The organism is Streptomyces sp. RG80 (genome assembly GCF_040446465.1).
In the GTDB taxonomy this organism is placed as follows: domain Bacteria; phylum Actinomycetota; class Actinomycetes; order Streptomycetales; family Streptomycetaceae; genus Streptomyces.
On record NZ_JBEAAJ010000010.1, the window covers coordinates 487,236 to 504,459 of the forward strand.

At 71.5% G+C, this 17,224-nt stretch carries 16 protein-coding genes; 5 read left to right on the forward strand and 11 right to left on the reverse strand.

Annotated features, from left to right (window positions below; translation table 11 throughout):
* The first annotated feature begins 76 nt into the window (after positions 1–76).
* Both ABKA17_RS34575 and ABKA17_RS34580 read left to right on the forward strand, forming a co-directional pair.
* The gene (locus tag ABKA17_RS34575) at positions 77–856 is read left to right on the forward strand and encodes an alpha/beta hydrolase (RefSeq protein WP_353696314.1); all 780 of its coding nucleotides are present in this window, start codon (positions 77–79) and stop codon (positions 854–856) included.
* Positions 849–1,418: a hypothetical protein gene (locus tag ABKA17_RS34580; RefSeq protein WP_353696274.1), complete on the forward strand. Its 570-nt coding sequence runs from the start codon at positions 849–851 to the stop codon at positions 1,416–1,418. The genes ABKA17_RS34575 and ABKA17_RS34580 overlap by 8 nt, the downstream gene beginning before the upstream one ends.
* Here ABKA17_RS34580 and ABKA17_RS34585 read toward each other — a convergent pair.
* The 6 genes from ABKA17_RS34585 to ABKA17_RS34610 all read right to left on the reverse strand — a co-directional run bounded on the left by ABKA17_RS34585 (position 1,415) and on the right by ABKA17_RS34610 (position 6,320).
* Complete coding sequence (locus tag ABKA17_RS34585) at positions 1,415–2,128, reverse strand: endonuclease/exonuclease/phosphatase family protein (protein WP_353696275.1); 714 nt, start codon at positions 2,126–2,128, stop codon at positions 1,415–1,417. The two genes, ABKA17_RS34580 and ABKA17_RS34585, sit on opposite strands and share 4 nt — an antisense overlap.
* A gap of 113 nt (positions 2,129–2,241) precedes the next feature.
* Complete coding sequence (locus ABKA17_RS34590) at positions 2,242–3,195, reverse strand: ROK family glucokinase (protein ID WP_353696276.1); 954 nt, start codon at positions 3,193–3,195, stop codon at positions 2,242–2,244.
* Between the two features lie 54 nt (positions 3,196–3,249).
* Entirely contained in the window at positions 3,250–3,735 is a 486-nt protein-coding gene (locus ABKA17_RS34595) for a DUF5304 domain-containing protein (RefSeq protein WP_353696277.1), read from the reverse strand.
* 57 nt (positions 3,736–3,792) lie between these two features.
* Positions 3,793–4,962 (reverse strand): ArsA family ATPase, encoded by a 1,170-nt coding sequence (locus ABKA17_RS34600; RefSeq protein WP_353696278.1) that lies wholly within the window; start codon positions 4,960–4,962, stop codon positions 3,793–3,795.
* 45 nt (positions 4,963–5,007) lie between these two features.
* Positions 5,008–5,451, reverse strand: a complete 444-nt coding sequence (locus ABKA17_RS34605; RefSeq protein ID WP_353696279.1) for an SRPBCC family protein — start codon at positions 5,449–5,451, stop codon at positions 5,008–5,010.
* A 113-nt stretch (positions 5,452–5,564) separates the two neighbouring features.
* Positions 5,565–6,320, reverse strand: a complete 756-nt coding sequence (locus ABKA17_RS34610) for a metallophosphoesterase family protein (protein ID WP_353696315.1) — start codon at positions 6,318–6,320, stop codon at positions 5,565–5,567.
* 354 nt (positions 6,321–6,674) lie between these two features.
* Between ABKA17_RS34610 and ABKA17_RS34615 the strand changes: the two genes are divergently transcribed.
* Positions 6,675–8,471: an AMP-dependent synthetase/ligase gene (locus ABKA17_RS34615; RefSeq protein WP_353696280.1), complete on the forward strand. Its 1,797-nt coding sequence runs from the start codon at positions 6,675–6,677 to the stop codon at positions 8,469–8,471.
* 19 nt (positions 8,472–8,490) lie between these two features.
* Here ABKA17_RS34615 and ABKA17_RS34620 read toward each other — a convergent pair whose 3' ends face one another.
* Complete coding sequence (locus ABKA17_RS34620; RefSeq protein ID WP_502994459.1) at positions 8,491–10,128, reverse strand: GMC oxidoreductase; 1,638 nt, start codon at positions 10,126–10,128, stop codon at positions 8,491–8,493.
* Positions 10,129–10,204: 76 nt separating this feature from the next.
* Positions 10,205–11,347 (reverse strand): glycosyltransferase family 4 protein, encoded by a 1,143-nt coding sequence (locus tag ABKA17_RS34625; protein ID WP_353696281.1) that lies wholly within the window; start codon positions 11,345–11,347, stop codon positions 10,205–10,207.
* 143 nt (positions 11,348–11,490) lie between these two features.
* On the opposite strand from ABKA17_RS34625, the gene ABKA17_RS34630 reads away from it, so the two are divergent.
* Positions 11,491–12,729, forward strand: a complete 1,239-nt coding sequence (locus ABKA17_RS34630; RefSeq protein WP_353696282.1) for a glycosyltransferase 87 family protein — start codon at positions 11,491–11,493, stop codon at positions 12,727–12,729.
* Between the two features lie 148 nt (positions 12,730–12,877).
* On the opposite strand, the gene ABKA17_RS34635 is transcribed toward ABKA17_RS34630, so the two are convergent.
* The gene (locus tag ABKA17_RS34635) at positions 12,878–14,173 is read right to left on the reverse strand and encodes an MATE family efflux transporter (protein ID WP_353696317.1); all 1,296 of its coding nucleotides are present in this window, start codon (positions 14,171–14,173) and stop codon (positions 12,878–12,880) included.
* A 97-nt stretch (positions 14,174–14,270) separates the two neighbouring features.
* Between ABKA17_RS34635 and ABKA17_RS34640 the strand changes: the two genes are divergently transcribed.
* The gene (locus ABKA17_RS34640; RefSeq protein ID WP_353696283.1) at positions 14,271–14,828 is read left to right on the forward strand and encodes a PadR family transcriptional regulator; all 558 of its coding nucleotides are present in this window, start codon (positions 14,271–14,273) and stop codon (positions 14,826–14,828) included.
* Here ABKA17_RS34640 and ABKA17_RS34645 read toward each other — a convergent pair.
* Together ABKA17_RS34645 and ABKA17_RS34650 are read right to left on the reverse strand one after the other, a co-directional pair.
* Positions 14,785–15,975, reverse strand: coding sequence for a hypothetical protein (locus ABKA17_RS34645; RefSeq protein ID WP_353696284.1), 1,191 nt, complete (start codon positions 15,973–15,975; stop codon positions 14,785–14,787). The genes ABKA17_RS34640 and ABKA17_RS34645 overlap by 44 nt on opposite strands.
* A gap of 32 nt (positions 15,976–16,007) precedes the next feature.
* Entirely contained in the window at positions 16,008–17,021 is a 1,014-nt protein-coding gene (locus ABKA17_RS34650; protein ID WP_353696285.1) for a C40 family peptidase, read from the reverse strand.
* Positions 17,022–17,224 lie beyond the last annotated feature (203 nt).

Here is a 17,224-nt window from a genome sequence, read left to right on the forward strand (position 1 = left end):
TCGGTGTCAGTGCGGTCGCGTACGGTGAACCACACCTGGACGCGTTCACACCCTTCTCATGAACAGGAGACCGAAGGTGCCGGTCCTCCCTGGAGCCGAGCCGTTCCGCCACGAGGGCGGGGAGACTGCGGTCCTCCTCTGCCACGGCTTCACCGGTTCCCCGCAGTCGCTGCGCCCCTGGGCGGAGTACCTCGCCGAGCGCGGCCTGACCGTGTCGCTGCCCCTCCTTCCGGGGCACGGCACCCGCTGGGAGGACATGGCACTCACCGGCTGGCAGGACTGGTACGCCGAGGTGGACCGCGAGCTGCGTGCCCTGCGCGAGCGCTGCACCCAGGTGTTCGTGGCAGGCCTGTCCATGGGCGGCGCCCTCGCCCTGCGGCTGGCCGCCAAGCACGGGGACGCCGTCAGCGGTGTGGTGGCCGTCAACCCGGCGAACCGTATGCACGGCCTCGCGCCGTACGCCCTTCCGGTGGCCCGTCATCTGCTGCGGTCGACGCCGGGCATCGCCGACGACATCGCCAAGGAGGGTGCCCACGAGCTGGGGTACACCCGGGTGCCGCTGCACGCCGCGCACTCCCTGCGGCAGTTCTTCAAACTGGTCGACGGCGAGCTTCCGCAGGTCACCCAGCCGCTGCTGCTCCTGCGCAGCGCCGTGGACCATGTGGTGCCGTCGGCCGACTCCGCGCGTGTGCTGAGCCGGGTGTCCTCCACGGACGTATCGGAGATCGTGCTGGAACAGAGCTACCACGTCGCGACGTTGGACCATGACGCGGAGCGGATCTTCGAGGAGAGCTTCGCCTTCATCGGCCGGCTCGCGACCGGTATCGGCAAGGAAGGGACGGCCGCACGTGGCTGAGCACGACTCCGACCGCGAGGACCGGGAGCCGGACGAGCAGGGCGTCCCCTTCGACGAGGCGGCGGCCTGGGAGGCGATCGTCGCCGGGTACGGCGAGGAGCCGAAGGACCCGCCGGGCAGCAAGCCGTTCAAGTCGGTGGAGGACCTGGCGCTCCTGGAGCCGGAGACCAACGACGAGAAGCCGAAGGAGGAGGACGAGAAGCCCGCCTCGGCCAAGCCGCTGGGCAGCTCCGTCTCCTTCGCGCCCGGCGTCGGCGGCCCCCGCGACTACACGATGCCCGAGCCGGCCGAGGAGGACTTCGACGAGGACGACGAGGGCCACTTCGTCCCGCCGGAGCCGCCGCCGCTGCCGGCCGCGGACACCACCGCGAAGTTCGCGTGGCTCGCTGTCCTGGGCGGGCCGCTGCTGCTCCTGCTGGCGATACTGCTGGGCTGGGAGATGACCTGGTGGCTCACCACCCTCAGCATCGGCGGTTTCCTGGGCGGGTTCGCCACGCTGGTGGTGCGGATGCGGACGGACGACGAGGACGAGGACGACCCGGGGCGCGGGGCGGTCGTCTAGCTCACGGGCACTCTGAGGGCGGCCAGGACCGGAAGGTGGTCCGTGGCCGCCCTCAGGTCTGTCTCATCGACGTCCTCGGGCACTCCACAGCTCACCACCTCGATGCCCTTGCTCGCGAAGATCGCGTCGATACGGCGGTGCGGCTCGTCGCGCGTCCAGGTGTGCTCCCCGCCCCAGGGGGCCGTCGCCCAGCAGTCCTGGAGGTTGTCGGAGAGGCGGCGGAAGGTGCGGCCGCCGGGGGCCTCGTTGAGGTCGCCGCCCGCGACGGCGTGCTCGACTCCCATGCCGGCCAGCCGGTCGAGGAGCATGCCGCCCTGCTCGTAGCGCTCGTCGTTGCGGAGCGAGAGGTGGCAGCTCAGGACGCCGAGACGGGCGCCGCCGATGCGGACCACCGCCGTGGCGAAGCCGCGGCGGTGTTGGCCGGGGGTGAGCGGCAGGAGGACGTCCTCGGTGCGCTCGACGGTGGTGCGGAGGTTGCACAGGATCGCCGGGCCGGCGGCGGTGGCACCCCCGGTGAGGATGACGAGGTCCGTCGCCCGGGCCAGGCGGGCGAGTTTCTTGCGCCAGCGGAAGAAGCGGGGGGCTTCTTGGATCAGTACGAGGTCCGGTGCGCAGGCGCGGATGACTCTGGCCAGGGCATCGGTGTCGTCTCGCATGGAGCGGATGTTGTAGCTCAGGACTCGGACGAGGGTGGGATCGTCGGACGCCATGATGAGCAATTTACGCCCAATGACGAGGGACGCGAGGAAGATGTGCGACTGCCGCACCGTCGTGGCTTGTCGCGCAGTTCCCCGCGCCCCTGGGTAGGTCCAGTGAACGCCTGTTACATGATCGGGTCGGGCTCGCGGGCCAGGTCCGCCGCGCCCACCAGCCCCGCCTTGTTGCCCAGCTGGGCCGCGATCACATCCGCCACCGGGCGCCAGTTGCCGCCGACCAGCCAGCGCTTGTAGGACTTGCGGATCGGGTCCAGGACCAGCTCGCCCTCGTCGGAGAGGCCGCCGCCGACGATGAAGGCGGAGGGGTCGAAGAGGGAGGCGAGGTCGGCGAGGCCGGCTCCGGCCCAGCGGGCGAGCTCACGGTAGGAGTCCACGGCGACCGGGTCACCCTGCCGGGCGGCCATCGAGATGTGCTTGCCCTCGATGCCGTCGGGGCTGCCGTCGCCGAGGCCCAGCAGGATCTCGGCGTTCTCGGGGGTCGCGTTGGCGCGCTGCTTGGCGTACCGCACCAGCGCGCGCCCCGAGGCGTACTGCTCCCAGCAGCCCTGCGAGCCGCAGCCGCACAGCAGGCCGTCCGGCACCATGCGGATGTGGCCGAACTCGGCGGCCACGCCGAAGTGTCCGCGGCGCAGCTTGTTGCCGATGATGATGCCGCCGCCGAGGCCGGTGCCGAGGGTGATGCAGATGACGTTGCGGTGGCCCTTGCCCGCGCCGAACTTGTACTCGCCCCACGCGGCCGCGTTGGCGTCGTTCTCCACGACGACCGGGAGGCCCACGCGGGCCTCGACCTTCTCCTTCAGCGGCTCGTTGCGCCAGTCGATGTTGGGCGCGAAGTACACCTCCGAGCGCTGCCGGTTGACGTAACCGGCCGCACCGATGCCCACGCCGACGATCTCGTGCCCGGCGCGCGCCCCGTCCACCGCGGAGGCGATGGCGTCCACGATGCCCTCGGGCGTACCCGGGGTCGGCACCTTGTGGGTCGAGAGGATGTTGCCTTCCTCATCGACCACGCCGGCCGCGATCTTCGTGCCGCCGATGTCGACGCCGATGGTGAGTCCCATGAATCCCTCAGTTTCGGTCGAGCCCCGCTATGGCCCACCGTACCGGAGGGGCCTCTAGTCCAGGTCGATCCGTTCACCGGGGCCGGGGTCCTCGCCCCGGTCGTCCGGGTCGCGGGACGGCTTGTCCCGGGCCGTCCAGCGCTGTTCCTGGGCCTGGACGGCGGACCGGTACGCGGCGAGCAGTTCGTTGCCCGCTGCCGCGAGGTGGTCGAAGACGTCCGGGTTGCGTTCGATGACGGGCTCGACGGCGGCCTTGGCCTGCTGGACGACCTGGTGCACCACCTGCTGCGCGGCGGGTCCGGCCACCGCGCCGAACAGCGGCGACTGGATCGACGACAGCTTGTCGGTGACGGCGTCGACGAGCTTGCGCAGTTCCTCGGCGGCCGAGCCCGGAGGCGGGCCGTACTCGGCGCGACGGCGGGCCTTCTCCGCCGCGAGGTCTTCGGCACACGCCGTCGCCCAGGCATCGGCGTCGGTCGCCCGCACCTCGTCGACGGCCTCGCGATCGGCGGCCTCTGACGGGGGGAGCTCTTCGCTCATGACGGACTCCTGACTGCGGTTCGTCTCTACGACGTTACCCGAACGGGCGCAGCGGGTTCACCGGGTCTGCGGCCACAGATCCGGGTCCGGCGCGAACCGGATGCACAGCTCCCCGTCGCGCAGGGCGGCCCCGGCGACGGTGCAGCGGCGCAGGGCGGACGGCAGGGGCACGATCCGGCGGAACCGCCCCGCGCTGACCACGAGTTCGTCACCGCGCCGGATGAGGTCGAGCTCGTCCCGTATCGCGCCGGGCAGGGGCAGGTGCCAGACGAGGACGCCGTCGTCGGCGAGACGGTCCTCGACCGGCCACTCGACCCGCGAGGGCCCGTCCGGCGCCCCGGGGACGGCGAGTTCGGCGAGGTCGTCGGCGCCCCGCGGGTCACGGCCAGGGTGTGCGACGCGTACGACGTCGTAGGACTGGGCCCATTCCTCCAGCGTCTTGCGCTGCTGGGCGACGGGGGCGGCGAGCCAGCTGTCGGCCGCGGATTCCGGGAGGACGCGGTTGGCGATCAGGTGGTCCGGGCGCAGTCCGCGCAGGGCGAGGCCGAGGGTCGCGTCGCGTACGGCGTCGGCGCCGGCCGGGCCCGGCTCGGCGACCAGCCGTACGACGGTGCTGCGGTCCGTGACGACCGACTCGACGGCGGCCAGTTCCAGGTCCCAGCGCGCGGCGGTCTCGTACAGCCACTCCGAGGGCATCGGCACCCCGGCCAGCCGTCCGAGGACGGGCCGCAGCGCGCGGGCGGCCTGCCGTTCGGGCGGGAGGAGGCGGCGCAGATAGCGGCGGAGCTCCTCGGGCAGGGCGAGCAGGGCGAGCGCCTCCGCGGTGGCCGGGAGGTCCACCACGAGCAGGTCGTGCCGCTCGGACAGGGCCGCGTCCCGCAGCGCCCGGAGCAGCGTCAGCTCCTCGGCGCCGGGCAGCGGCGTGACCTCCTCGGGGTCGAGGCGGGAGGCGCCGAGCAGGTCGAGCACGGAGGACGCGCGCTGCTGGAAGGCGGCGAGGTCGTCGCGGAAGCCGGCGGCGGCGTCGGGCCGCCAGGCGGTGAGGCCGTCCCGGACCTCCACGGGCACCCGTCCGGTGGCCACGCCCAGGACCGAGCCGAGGGTGTCGGTGCGGTCGGCACTCAGCACGAGAGTGCGGACGCCGTCACGGGCGGCGGCGAGGGCGGTGGCGGCGGCGACGGTCGTCCGACCGCCACCACCGGGACCGGTGATCAGGAGGGTGCGCATGGGAGTGACGGTAACGCTCCGCTTCACCCGCCGGCTCCACCCGCCCTACTTGGCCCCCGACTCCACGCGCTTCTTCAGCCCGGCCAGCGCCCGGTCGATGATGACCTTCTCGGCCTTGCGCTTGATCATCCCGAGCATGGGGATCTTGACGTCCACGGTCAGGAGGTACGTCACCTCGGTGGCGCCGGCGCCCGCCGGCTTGAGGATGTACGACCCGTCGAGGGAGCGCAGCATCTGGGACTTGACCAGCGTCCAGGAGACCTCGTTGTCACCGGTCCACGTGTAGCCGAGGACCTGGTCGTCCTTGATGGCCCCCGCGTCCATGACGAGCCGCACCTGCTCGGCACGCCCCTGGGCGTCGGTGGCGAGGACCTCGGCCTCCTTCACCTCGCCGGTCCAGTCCGGGTAGCGGGCGAAGTCGGCGATCACCGCCATGACGTCGGCCGGTGCCGCCTCGATCGTGATGCTCGAGCTGGTGTGTTCCGCCATCGCCGTGGCTCCTCCAGATGCGGGCCGGTAGGGCAGGTCGTGCTGCGCACGTGTGTGCAGCGTGAAGGCTACCGCGCACGTGAGCGCCCGACTTCACCCCCACCTGCGTTGGCTCACCATTCGAGCGCCCAGGGCTTCCCGGACCCGGCGAAGTGGCCCACGTTCACACACTCCGTCGCCCCGATCCGCATCCGGGGCACCAGCGGCTGGTGGACGTGGCCGAAGAGGGCGTACCGGGGGCGGGTGCGGCGGATGGCGTCGAGCAGGGCGCGGCTGCCGCGCTCGAAGCGGCGCGCGACGGTGTCGTAGACCAGCTCCGGCACCTCCGGCGGGATGTGGGTGCAGAGCACGTCGACCTCGCCGACCGCCTCGATCTTCGCCGCGTACTCCTCGTCGCTGATCTCGTACGGGGTGCGCATGGGGGTCCGCAGGCCGCCGCCGACGAAGCCGAAGGTCCGGCCGCCGATCTCGACGCGCTCGCCGTCCAGCACGGTGGTGCCCGGTCCGGCGTACTCGGGCCACAGGGGCGGCATGTCGACATTGCCGTAGGTGGCGTACGTCGGTGTCGGGAACGCGGCGAACATCTCGGCGTACTGTTTGCGAACCGCCTTCTCGATCGCCGCCGCCCGGTCGGTGCCGATGCCCGCCCACAGCCGGGCGCCGAACTCGCGGGCCTCCTCGAAGCGGCGGGCGGTGCGCAGTTCCACGATGCGGTCGGCGTTCTCCACGCCGAACAGGTCGGGGAAGATCCCGCGGGAGTGGTCGGCGTAGTCGAGGAAGAGCACCAGGTCACCCAGGCAGATCAGGGCGTCCGCGCCCTCGCCGGCTCTGGCCAGGTCACGGGCGTTGCCGTGTACGTCGCTGACCACATGTACGCGCGTCCTCCCGTTGCCGGGCGGTGTGAGTGCCATGGCGATCAAGGGTAGGCCTGTGCGGCATACGTGAACAGTGGCGACGGGACCTGCGGTTACTGGCTAGTCATCAAATGCGTGGACTACTGTGCGCGAAAAGAAACACCAATCTGTGTGACGCAGCGAACATCTCGCCGGGACCCCCTGTCGGAGACGCCATACCGGCGGGTAACGTCCGGGCAGTCCAGTCGTGCTCAGGATTTCAACCAGTGGCTGAAACCGCTGAGGGTCCCGAGCACCTGCCCGAGCCTTGGACCGCACCGTCGCATCGCACAACGTCGTGGCGCCGGCGCCCTATGAGGAGCAGCAGTCTTGCGCGAGTTCAGCCTTCCGGCTTTGTACGAGGTCCCTGCGGACGGCAACCTCACGGACATCGTCCGTAGAAACGCCGCGCAGCATCCCGACGTCGCCGTGATCGCCCGCAAGGTGGGCGGCGCCTGGCAGGACGTGACCGCCACGACCTTCCTGGCCGAGGTGCACGCCGCCGCCAAGGGGCTCATCGCCTCCGGTGTCCAGCCCGGCGACCGCGTCGGCCTGATGTCCCGCACCCGCTACGAGTGGACTCTGCTGGACTTCGCGATCTGGTGTGCGGGTGCGATCACCGTGCCGGTGTACGAGACCAGTTCGCCGGAGCAGGTCCAGTGGATCCTGTCCGACTCGGGCGCCACCGCCATCGTCGTCGAGCTGGACAGCCACGTGGCCGCCGTCGAGTCGGTGCGCAACGGGCTGCCCGCCCTGAAGCACGTCTGGCAGATCGACGCCGGGGGCGTGGAGGAGCTGGGCCGGCTCGGCAAGGACATCAGCGACGCCGCCGTCGAGGAGCGCAGCTCGCTCGCCAAGGCCGACGACCCGGCGACCATCGTCTACACGTCCGGCACCACCGGCCGCCCCAAGGGCTGTGTGCTGACCCACCGCAGCTTCTTCGCGGAGTGCGGGAACATCGTGGAGCGTCTGCGCCCGCTGTTCCGCACCGGCGAGTGCTCCGTCCTGCTCTTCCTGCCGCTCGCGCACGTCTTCGGCCGGCTCGTGCAGATCGCGCCGATGATGGCGCCGATCAAGCTGGGCACGGTCCCGGACATCAAGGACCTGACCAACGAGCTGGCGTCCTTCCGGCCGACCCTGATCCTGGGCGTCCCGCGCGTCTTCGAGAAGGTCTACAACTCGGCGCGCGCCAAGGCCCAGGCGGACGGCAAGGGCAAGATCTTCGACAAGGCCGCGGACACCGCGATCGCCTACAGCAAGGCGCTGGACACCCCCTCGGGCCCGTCCCTCGGCCTGAAGATCAAGCACAAGACCTTCGACAAGCTGGTCTACAGCAAGCTGCGCGCGGTCCTCGGCGGCAAGGGCGAGTACGCCATCTCCGGCGGCGCCCCGCTCGGTGAGCGGCTCGGTCACTTCTTCCGCGGCATCGGCTTCACGGTCCTGGAGGGCTACGGCCTGACCGAGTCCTGTGCGGCGACCGCCTTCAACCCCTGGGACCGGCAGAAGATCGGCACGGTCGGCCAGCCGCTGCCGGGCTCGGTGGTCCGGATCGCCGACGACGGAGAGGTGCTGCTGCACGGCGAGCACCTGTTCACCGGCTACTGGAACAACCCGGGCGCCACCGAGGAGGCGCTGGCCGACGGCTGGTTCCACACCGGCGACATCGGCACCCTCGACGAGGACGGCTACCTCAGGATCACCGGCCGCAAGAAGGAGATCATCGTCACCGCGGGCGGCAAGAACGTCGCCCCGGCGGTCATCGAGGACCGGATCCGCGCCCACGCGCTGGTCGCGGAGTGCATGGTGGTGGGCGACGGGCGGCCCTTCGTGGGCGCGCTGGTCACCATCGACGACGAGTTCCTCGGCCGGTGGGCCGCCGAGCACGGCAAGCCGGCGGGTTCCACCGCGGCGTCGCTGGCCGGGGACGCGGACCTGAACGCGGCGATCCAGGCCGCGATCGACGACGGCAACGCCGCGGTGTCGAAGGCGGAATCGGTGCGGAAGTTCCGCATTCTCTCCTCCCAGTTCACGGAGGACTCGGGCCACCTGACGCCGTCGCTGAAGCTCAAGCGGAACGTGGTGGCGAAGGACTACGCGGACGAGATCGAGGCGATCTACCAGAAGTAGCAGGCTTTCTGAGAGAGCGTCATGGCGCGGTGTCCTCCACGAGGACCCGCGCCATCGTCCGTTCGGCGAGCGCGGTGATCGTGACGAACGGGTTCACTCCGATCGACCCGGGCACGAGCGAGCCGTCGGTGACGTACAGCTTCGAATATCCCTTGACCCTCCCGTAGCCGTCGGTCGCCTTGCCCAGCACACAGCCGCCGAGCGGGTGGTAGGTGAAGTCGTCGGCGAAGGTCCGGTTGTTCGAGCCGAACAGATCGGTCCGGTAGATCGTGGTGTTCGCCGAGTTGATCCGGTCGAAGAGCTTCTTGGCCATGCCCGACGACACCGCGCTCTGGGCCACGGTCCAGCCGAGGTTCACTCCGCCCGTGGAGCTGTTGTACGTGAACGTCGCGCGCTGCGGGTTCTTGGTGATCGCCAGATAGAGGCTGACCCAGTGCTCCAGTCCCGTGGGTAAAGGAGCGATCTCCGCGAAGACGGGGTTGGCGGTGTTCGCCCAGTCGTCGATGCCCATGACCGGCATGGTCGACTGGTTCGCCCCTACGGTGTCCCACAGGTGGTTGGCCCGGCCCAGCATCGTGTTGCCGTTGGGCCCCCACCCGGCGCCGACGCTGGCGTCCAGGGCGGGCAGGGTGCCCGTGTCCCGGGCCCGGACGAGGAGTTCGGTGGTGCCGAGGCTGCCGCCGCCGAGGAAGAGGTAGGTGCAGCTGTACTGCTTGGTCTCGACGACCGTGCCGGCGTCGTTGATGCGGTCGGCGGTCAGCACGTACGTCCCGTCGCTCGCCCGGCTGATGGCCCTGACCCGTTCCATCGTGTTGATGGTGACGTTCCCGGTGCCGAGCGCGGAGGCGAGGTAGGTCTTGTCGAGGCTGCGCTTGCCGTGGTTGTTGCCGTAGATGACCTCCTGGGCGAGCGCGGACCTGGTGGCGGTGCCGGCGGCCTCCTTCTGCATGTAGGCGAAGTCGTAGGTGCTGGGTACGAAGGTGGTCTTCAGGCCGGTGTTCTGGGCGTGCTTGCGGGAGATGCGGGAGAAGCGGTACCACTCGGTCGACTCGAACCAGGCGGGGTCGATGGTGTTGACGCCGAGCATGGAGTTGGCGCGCGGGAAGTAGGTGCCGTACATCTCGTCGGCGTCGACCGTGGGGAACTGCTCGGCGAAGTACGACTTCAGCGGGGTCACCGCCATGCCGCCGTTCACCAGGGAGCCGCCGCCGACGCCCCGCCCGACGAACACGGACATGTTGGCGAAGCGCACCCGGTCCAGGACGCCGGGGTAGGAGCTGATGTCCTTGTTGACGACGTCCAGCCACAGGAAGGTGGCCAGCGGCGCCTCGGTGCGGGTGCGGAACCACATGGAGCGCTGGTCCGGGTTGGCCGTGGAGCAGAAGATCTTGCCGTCGGAGCCGGCGGTGTTCCAGAGCCGGCCCATCTCGATCACGATCGTACGGATGCCCGCCTGGCCGAGACGGAGCGCGGCGACGGCGGCGCCGTAGCCCGAACCGACCACGATGGCGGGGGCGTTGTCGACGGCGGCCGGTTCGACGGCCTGTGCCGACTGGAGACCGATGCGGGTGAGACCCGAGGCGGCGGCCGTCTGGAGGGCGGCCATGCCCAGGATTTGACGTCTCGTCAGCTGACGCTGCATCAGTTTTGCTGTCATGAGCGCAGCATGTGCGGATTTTCCGGTTCCGCCTAGTACTACCGCAGGGTTCGGACCGGACCTTTGCCCGGCCGCTTTACAGAAGGGCCTTGAGCTTCTCCGCGAGCAGGTCCCAGCGCCACTTCTCCTCGACCCACTCCCGCCCCCGCTCCCCCATCCGGCGACGCAGCTCGGCGTCCCCGAGGAGCACGACGACGCGCTCGGCGGTCTCCGCCACGGAGCCGCCCCGCACCACCCAGCCGGTCTCGCCGTCCAGCACCGCGTCCGGGGCGCCGCCCGAGTCCCCGGCGACGACGGGCAGCCCGGTCGCGGAAGCCTCCAGGTACACGATCCCGAGCCCCTCGACATCGAGCCCGCCTCGCCGGGTCCGGCACGGCATCGCGAAGACGTCCCCGGCGCCGTAGTGCGCGGGCAGCTCGGACCAGGGGACGGAACCGGTGAAGCGGACGGAGTCGGCGACCCGGGTCTCGTGGGCGAGCTTGCGCAGCTCCTTCTCGTACGGCCCGCCGCCGACGATCAGCAGCACCGCGTCCGGCTCGGCGGCGAGGATCCGGGGCATCGCCAGGATCAGCGTGTCCTGCCCCTTGCGCGGCACGAGCCGCGAGACGCACACGACCACCGGCCGGTCGGTCAGCCCGAGCCGCGCCCTGACGGCCTCGCCGCCCGAGCCCGGGTGGAAGGTCTTCTCGTCCACCCCCGGCGGCAGCTGCGCCATCCGCGAGGCCGCCTGGGGCGTCAGCGCGCCGGCGATCCGCGAGCGCGTGTACTCGCCGAGGTAGGTGATGGTGTCGGTGCCCTCCCCGATCCGGCGCAGCAACTGCCGCGCGGCGGGCAGCTGGGCCCAGCCCGCCTCGTGCCCGTGGGTGGTCGCCACCAGCCGCTCGGCACCGGCCTTCCGCAGCGCCGGCGCCATCAGCCCGAGCGGTGCGGCCGCCCCGAACCACACCGACGTACAGCCGTGCTCCCGCAGCAGTCCGACGGCCGTACGCGTCGCCGCGGGCGTCGGCAGCAGCATCGTCGTACGGTCGCGTACGACGGTGAAGGGCTGCTCGGCGTCGAAGGCCGCCGTAGCCTCGGCGCCCTCGTGGCCGCGCTTCCAGGTGGACGCGTAGACGACGAGCCGCTCCGGGTCGAGCCGCAGTGCCATGTTGTGCAGGAACGCCTGGATGCCGCCGGGCCTGGGCGGGAAGTCGTTCGTCACGATCAGGGTCTTGTGCATCGCGCCCGACCTTATCCAAAGCGCCCGCCGAACCTGCTCCGAGGCCCGCCCACAGCTCGGCACGGCCGCGTTTATGGCAAGCACACAGGCGGACGGGACATCATGGCCATCTCAAGACGGGCAACACGCGAACAGGGGCTCCGGTGGACATTGCGGGTGCGAGGCGGTCTCCGGCCGGACTGCTGGTGACCTGGGGGCTGACGAGGCTGCTGCTGCTCCTGTTCGTGCTCAAGGTGTTCGTCTTCCCCGGCCCGGACGTCACGAGCGACGTCTCGGTGATCTACCGGGGCTGGTACGACGTCCTGAGCACCGGAACGTTCCCGCAGGACGACGTCACCTGGCAGTACCCGCCCGCCGCCGCGCTCGCGATCCTCTCCCCCGCGCTGCTGCCCTTCCTCCAGTACGCGACCGCGTTCTTCCTCCTCGCCTTCGCCGCCGACCTGGTCGCCTTCTCCCTGCTGCTGTACGCGGGCCTGCGCCCCGGCCGCTCGCTGCGCGGCGCCTGGGTCTGGGTGGTGGGCGTCCCGCTGCTCGGACCCACCGTGTACGCCCGCTACGACGTGATGGTCACCGCCGTCGCGGTCGCCGCGCTGCTCGCGGGCGCCCGGCATCCCCGGGTGGCGGGGGTCCTGGTGGGCTTCGGGGCGATGCTCAAGGTGTGGCCGGTGCTGCTGCTGGTCGCCGTCCGCAGGCGGAGCACCTGGATGGCGGCGGCGGTGACCGCGGCGGGCCTCGCCGCCCTGTTCTCCGTCACCATGCCGGGTGCCTTCGCCTTCCTGACCTTCCAGGCCGACCGGGGCACCGAGGTGGAGTCGCTGGGCTCCCTGGTCTTCCATGTGGCCCGGCAGTACGGCTGGGACGGGCAGGTGCTGCTCAACTACGGCTCGGTGGAGTTCCTCGGCCCCTGGGTGAACATCGTCAGCACGGCCGCCCTGGCCCTGACCGGGCTCGCCTTCGGCTGGCTGCTGCTGTGGCGGCTGATGGCGACCCGCTTCCAGGCGCACACCGCGGCCGACGCGGCCTTCGTGGCGGTGCTGCTGTTCACCACGACCAGCCGGGTGATCAGCCCGCAGTACATGGTGTGGCTGATCGGGCTGGCGGCCGTCTGTCTGTGCTTCCGGGCCAGCCGGATGACGGTGCCCGCCCTGATCGTGCTGCCGGCCTCCTTCGTGACGGTGCTGGAGTTCCCGATCTACTTCGGCAACGTCGTCGCGAGCGACGGCCTCGGTGTCACCCTGCTGTTCATCCGCAACGGCCTGCTGGTCGCCGCCACCGTCCTCGCGGCCGTGGAGCTGTGGCGCTCGACCGTGTCACCCGAGGCCGAGACACCGGTGCCCGCTCAGGCCGCACTCACCACCGAGGAGACCTCGGTCACCTCCTGACGCCGACCGCTTCGGAACGGGACTCCCTCACCCGGCGCATCCCCGCTCGGACGCGACGGCCCTCGATCGCCACCACACTCCACACTCCGCGACACCCCGCAGTCATGGCGGTCGTCGCCACCGCCCCGGCACGGGACATCCCCGCCCCTCAGACCGAAGCCCGCACCACCAAGACCCCGGTCACCTCCTGACGCCGGGTCGCCGCCAGGGCGACCGCCGCGCACTGCACCGCCATGGACAGCGCCAGCGCCAGACACACCCCCGGCAGTCCCAGCCCCGACAGGCCGTACGCCAGCGGCAGTTGGACCGCCGTGCCGACCAGGGTCACCCGCAGCAGCACCGGCGCGCCGCCGCTGCCCTCGAAGACCCCGCCGAGCGCGATGAAGCAGGCCGTCAGCAGCAGATAGGGCCCGACGCAGCGCAGGAAGAGCGCTCCGTCGTGGGCGACGCCGGGCCCGGCGCCGAAGGCGGCCATGATCCAGGGGGCGGTCCCGGCCAGCACGAGAGCCGCCGCCAGCGCGAACGTCCCGGACACCAGCACGGCCTGCCGACCGATCGCGCGCCGCTCGTCCCGCCCGGCGCCCAGCAGATGCGCGGTGTGGATGGAGGCGGCCTGCCGTACCGCGTAGAAGCCCATGGTGGCCACGTACATGACCTTGTACGCGATCGCGTAGCCGGCCACCGCCGTCACCCCCAGCCGCGCCACGATGGCGACCAGCACGAGCGCACCGCCCTGGCGCACGGTGAAGTCGGCGGCCATCGGCAGCCCGGTGCGCAGGGTTCTTCCGAAGGCGATCCCCGGTCCGGTGGCGGTCCGCAGCAACGGGTTCCGGCGCACCGCCACCAGCCCCGCCGCCAGCGCCGCACACCGGCACAGCACGGTCGAGGCGGCGGCGCCCCGGACACCGTAGAGGTGGATCAGGAACGGGTCGCAGACCAGGATCAGCCCGTTGGCCAGCAGCGCGAGCCGCATCGGTGTCCTGGTGTCGCCCGCGCCCTTGAGGATGCCGTCCACCAGCTGCTGGGCGTAGAACACGGCGATGCCCGGCATCGATATCGCGAAGTACCCGACCGCGAGCGGCAGGGCCGCGCCCCCGTCGAGGACCAGCCGGGCCAGCGGTTCCCGCAGCAGGAACCCGCCCACCGCGACCACCGGTGTGACCACCCCGAACACCGCCCAGCCCCCGCGCACGGCCGCCCGCACGGCCCCCGGGTCCCGAGCGCCCCTGGCGTGCGCGACCAGCACGGTCGTCCCGGAGCCGAAGACCAGGGCGATGCCGAGCAGCACGTTCTCGGTGTTGGTCGCCACCGCGACGGCGGCCACGGCCGGGCCGCCGAGCCGGGAGACCCAGACGGTGTTGATGATCCCGGCGGCGACCGAGGCGAGGAGCGAGAAGTAGACGGGGTGGGCGAGCGCGACGAGCTGCTTGCGGTGACTGTCCACACGAGACACGAGACCCCCCTCGAACCGAGCTACCTCTAATCGAGGTAGCTCGTTAAGAGGTATCATGGCGCTACGACAACCACAAGGAGGAATCCGAGTGCTGGAGCTGTCGATCCTGGGCTTCCTCGCCGAAGAGCCCCTGCACGGTTACGAGTTGAAGGAGCGCATCAAGGCGCTCAGCGGCCATGTCCGCCCGGTCAGCGACGGCGCCCTCTATCCGGCGATCACCCGTCTGATCAAGGCCGGCAAGCTCGACCAGCACGAGGAGCCGGGCGCGAGCGCGGCCCCGCGCCGCACCCTCTCCCTCACCGACGAGGGCCGCGAGGACCTGCTGGAGCGCCTGCGCCGCCCCAAGCAGGTCGAGATCACCGACCAGGTCCGCTTCAACACGGTCCTCACGTTCCTGCGCCACCTGCCGGACCGCCGCGAACAGGCCGCGGTGCTGCGCCGCCGCCTGGAGTTCCTCGACACGCCGACGAGCTTCTTCTACGAGGGCGGGGAGCCCGTCCGCGCGGAGGACAGCGGCGACCTGTTCCGGGAGGGCATGCTGCGGGTCGCCCGGGCGACCGGGGCGGCGGAACGCACCTGGCTGGAGGAGGCCATAGCGCGACTCAGCCGAGCTGAACCCGCAGATAGTCCCGCCAGCGCGCCGTGAAGTCCTCCAGGTCCGTGCCGAGCACCTCCTCGAGCGCGCCCTCGACCGCCCCGGCCCGCTCCCGGTGCGCGCCGACCGCCTTGTAGAACTCCCGGAGCTTCGGCTCGCCCCACTGCTCGGCGACCATCCGGCACGCCATCCAGCCGCTCTCGTAGGCCCGCGCGAGCTCGGTCGCGTCCCCGCTGAAGCCGAAGTCCGCGTCCTCGGGCAACGCGGTCGGCGACCGCCCGTCGGTCACGGCCCGCCAGAGCTCGGGGGCGGCCTGGACCGGCGAGCGGCCGGAGCCGAGATAGCCGACGAAGTCGGCGTACCCCTCGGACAGCCACAGGGGCGTGGCGGCGTTGGTGTCGGCGCGGGTGGCGACATGGGTGGTCTCGTGGGTGAGCACGACCTGCTTGCCGACGTCGCCGAGGACGCCGTACGCGTCGGGGTTGACGATGATCCGGTCCGCGGGCGCGCTCGCGGGGGCCCCGGTCTCGCCCGTGGTGACCGCCGCGATCCCGCGGTACGAGGAGGCGGGCGACCCGAGCAGCCCCGCCATGCCCTTCAGGGAGTCCGGTACGAGGACGACGACATGCCGGGACCAGTCGGTGCCCCACGCCGCCGAGACGGCCGGGACGGCGTGGTCCGCGAGGTCGGCGTAGGAGTGCAGCGCCTCGGTCGACTGCTCGGCGCCCAGGACGAGGCTGTGCTTCCCGCGCACCACGGCCACCTCGCCCTGGTCCCACAGCTGCTCGGCGGACTTCTCCGCGGGCCTCTCGGTGTCCACGTACCACTGGCCGCCCGCGTCCAGACTCAGGGTGAGGGTGCGGCCGACGCTGACCGGCGCGTTGTCGTAGCCCTGTATGCGATAGCTGAGCTCGGCCTCGGCGGTGGCCGTGGCGCCGTCCCGGTGCAGGGCGGTCAGCCGGTACGCCCAGGCCGCGAACGGCACCCCGCGGGCGTTCTCGAACCAGTCCAGGTCGCCCGTCTTCCTGAAGGCCGCCTGGTCACGGTCGAGGACGGCGGCCGACCGCCGGTCCAGGAGCCGCTGGACATCGGCCCGGGCGGTGTCGGAGGCGGGCCCGCCGCCGCACCCCACCAGGGCGACGAGCAGCAGGCACAGCACCAGCACACCGCGGCGCGACGCCCGCCTTCGACCAGCCATTTCACGATCGTACGGCGGGGACGCGGCGAAGGTCAGACCCTGGTGACCGTCGCCCCCGGCATCATGCCCACCGGGTCGTAGCGCACAGGGGCGCCGGGGTAGGGCGCGTGGATCACCTGGCCGTTGCCGACGTACATCCCCACATGGCTGGCGTCCGAGCGGTAGGTGACCAGGTCACCGGGCTGGGCCTGGGAGAGCGGGACCTGCCGGCCGGCGTGCCGCTGGGCCTGCGAGGTGCGCGGCAGGGAGACCCCGGCCTGGCGGTACGACCACACCATCAGGCCCGAGCAGTCGAAGCCGGAAGGGCCGGTGGAGCCCCAGACGTACGGCTTGCCGAGCGCGGCCCGGGCGGCGGCGACCGCGGCACCGGCGCGGGCGTTGGGCGGGACCGCGCTGCCGAGGTCGGGCATCTCCTCGCGGCCGGAGCGGGAGGCCCGGTCGTAGGCGGCGCGCTCCTCGGACGGCAGGGAGTTGAGCAGTTCGCGGGCCTTGGCGAGCTTCCTCTCGACGCTCCGCTTGTGGGTCGCGACCGCCTTGCGGCTCTTCTCCAGCTCGGTGAGCTTCCCGGTCGCCTCCGCGCGCTCCTGGGTGAGCTCGCGCATCGCCTCCTGGAGGTCCTTCAGCTCACCGGCCTGGTGGGCGGTGATCCGGTCCAGGACGGCGGCCTTGTCGAGGTAGTCGTCCGGGTCGTCGGAGAACAGCAGGGCGAGGGAGGGGTCGAGGCCGCCGGCGCGGTACTGGGCGCCGGCCAGCGAACCGAGGGCCTCCCGCATGGTGTTGATGCGCTCCTGCTGGCGGGCGATGCGGTCCTGCGCAGTGCCGACCTCCTCGCGGAGGGTGTCGGCGCGTTCGTCGGCCTTGTTGTAGGCCTCGGTGGCCTGCTCGGCCTCCTCGTAGAGACGGTCCACCTCGGCACGGGTGTCGTCGTGCGGCGCGGCCGACGCCGGTACGGCGCCGAGGGCCGCGGCGGTGGCTGACAGGACGCAGAGCGCGGCACTGGCGCCCCGGTCGAACCCGGACGGTACAAGGCGGCGATGGAACCCCACGGGAAGCCGCACTCCTTCCGCTGGCGGACAAGGACCTTCCCCGGCGAGAGCTACTCCGGGGAAACGCGGGTGACAGTAGCTCCGTGACGGGGTGCCGACCAACGACCTTCGTGGGCACACACAGTGATGCCCCGCCTATGACGCAGGTCATGGGCGGGGCATGGGGTCAGTTCATGTTCCCGCAATTCGCCCGTTCGGGCGGT